We start from the raw sequence: 2180 nt of genomic DNA, 5'->3' as shown, positions 1-2180 counted from the left end.
CAATGAGAGATCTAAAAAAAGAGGTTTTCAAAGTTATATTTTTGGATAAAAAAAACGCAGTTATCGAGGTTGAAGATTTGTTTGAAGGAACTGTCGATAAATCTGCAATATATCCCCGCGAAATTGTGAAAAAAGCAATAGAGCATAATGCTTCCGGAATTATTATTGTTCATAACCATCCTTCCGGAAATATACAACCAAGCCCAGAAGATGAAAAAATTACCCAACAACTGCTTAAAGCAACCAACATGCTACAGATTAGAATGTTAGACCATATCATCATCGGAGATAATAAATATTATAGTTTTGCAGATACTGGTGAGATTGAAATTTGGAATGAATAACATGAAAGAGAGCAAGGATGAATAAATTTTATACAAACGAATACCTATTTTCAGAAATATATCTAAAAGAAATTACTCAATTAGAAGAAGAACCGGAAGTTGTAGCAAAGCTATCAACCATAAAAGATAATTTGGAATATGCAGATAAAAAATCGTTGCAAAAATGGAATGGATAACGTCTTATATTTTGGTGGAAAAGTTGTCAAAATTGGGCATAGTTGAATTGTCTATTTTATTTAAATGCCGATTAGTAATCAACCAAAGAAAAACTTGACATTGGTTTACCAAACCAATAATTTGTCGTAAAATATGGTTTGGTAAACCAAATAAAATTTGGATTCAATAATTATGGATAGAAATAATTTAAAAGATATTTTACTTCTGCAAGAAAAGAAAAATGGGTTTGATAAGGAATTCACTATAAAAAGAACTCTTTCCAATAATATTAATAGCTTTGACGACACGGATTTTATCATAATTATTTCTGGCGTTAGAAGATGTGGGAAATCGGTTCTCTTGGATCAAATAAGAAAACCGGATAGTTACTATATTAATTTTGATGACGAGCGATTTATAAATTTCACTGTGAATGATTTTCAACAGATGTATGAACTATTAATCGAATTATTCGGCAGAAAAAAATATTTTTATTTTGATGAAATCCAGAATATAACAGGTTGGGAACGGTTTGTAAGACGATTGCATAATCGGGGAAACAAAATTTTCATAACCGGTTCAAATGCATCTATGCTAAGCAAAGAAATGGGCACACATCTAACCGGCAGAAATATTATGCGGGAATTATACCCATTTTCATTTAGAGAATTCCTCAGATTTAAGGGAAAAGCGATAACAAATATTGAAAAATTGACCAGTATAGAAACTGCAGAAATCAGAAAATTATTCCTTGAATATCTTGATAATGGAGGTTTTCCGGAATACTTGCAAACTGGTAAAACTGAATATTTGCAAAATCTCTATGAAAATATATTGTATAGAGATATAATTACCCGATTTAATATTCGTTCTGAAAAAGCCTTGAAAATAACATCTTTTTATGCTGCCAGCAATGTAAGTAAGGATATTAGTTTTAATAAATTAAAAAATATCACTGGTTTGACAAGTGCAACAACAATAAAAAATTATTTTCATTATCTTGAAAATAGTTACCTTGTATTTTTGTTATCCCGCTATAATTATTCGCTACAGAAACAAATCTATTATAATAAAAAAGTGTATTTTATAGATTCTAAACTTGCAAATATTGTTGGTTTCCGGTTCAGCGAAGACAAGGGGAGAATGCTGGAGAATGTGGTTTTTTTAGATTTGAAAAGAAATAATAAGGAGATCTTTTTTCATAGAGAAAAACGAAAATGTGATTTTCTTATTAAACAAGGTGCAAATATTACGAAGGCTATTCAGGTGACTTGGAATTTAAATGAGAAAAATCGAACAAGAGAATTTCAAGGACTGTTGGAAGCAATGAATAACTATGGGTTGGATGACGGCTTAATATTGACTTTTACTGAAGAATCTTTAGTTGAAAAAGAAGGAAAAAAAATTGTGATTATGCCAGTTTGGAAATGGCTACTTGATGACTAATTGGGCTGTTTTGTAAGAATAAAACAGTAAAAATTGTAAGATTTTTTTGTGTAAATAAGCAGAACGGATAAACACCTATGATTTCTTTCCATAATTTCATCTTTCTTGGTTTTTAAGGTGGGGACTTTTCAACTGAAATCACTGGTAACTTTTGAATTGAAATATACAAAGAATGGAGAAAAAGCATATCAGCGGGTCAGCATTTCAGCATTTCAGCATTTCAGCAATTCAGCG

Annotated in this window: 3 protein-coding genes; all 3 read left to right on the top strand. The window is 30.5% G+C overall.

What is annotated here, in order from left to right:
* Positions 1-344 (top strand): DNA repair protein RadC (radC, locus tag U9P79_05960; protein ID MEA2104166.1); only part of this gene is annotated, 344 nt, incomplete at its 5' end.
* A 17-nt stretch (positions 345-361) separates the two neighbouring features.
* Complete coding sequence (locus tag U9P79_05955) at positions 362-520, top strand: hypothetical protein (GenBank protein ID MEA2104165.1); 159 nt, start codon at positions 362-364, stop codon at positions 518-520.
* Between the two features lie 172 nt (positions 521-692).
* Entirely contained in the window at positions 693-1946 is a 1254-nt protein-coding gene (locus tag U9P79_05950) for an ATP-binding protein (GenBank protein ID MEA2104164.1), read from the top strand.
* Positions 1947-2180: the final 234 nt, after the last annotated feature.

The sequence above is a fragment of the Candidatus Cloacimonadota bacterium genome (genome assembly GCA_034661015.1).
Taxonomy (GTDB): domain Bacteria; phylum Cloacimonadota; class Cloacimonadia; order JGIOTU-2; family JGIOTU-2; genus JAYEKN01.
This window is presented reverse-complemented; position numbering and strand designations above follow the sequence as displayed.

Bases quoted from the DNA above. Each gene is read 5' to 3' on its own strand.
- U9P79_05955 (MEA2104165.1), top strand. From the start codon at position 362: ATGAATAAATTTTATACAAACGAATACCTATTTTCAGAAATATATCTA.
- U9P79_05950 (MEA2104164.1), top strand. From the start codon at position 693: ATGGATAGAAATAATTTAAAAGATATTTTACTTCTGCAAGAAAAGAAA.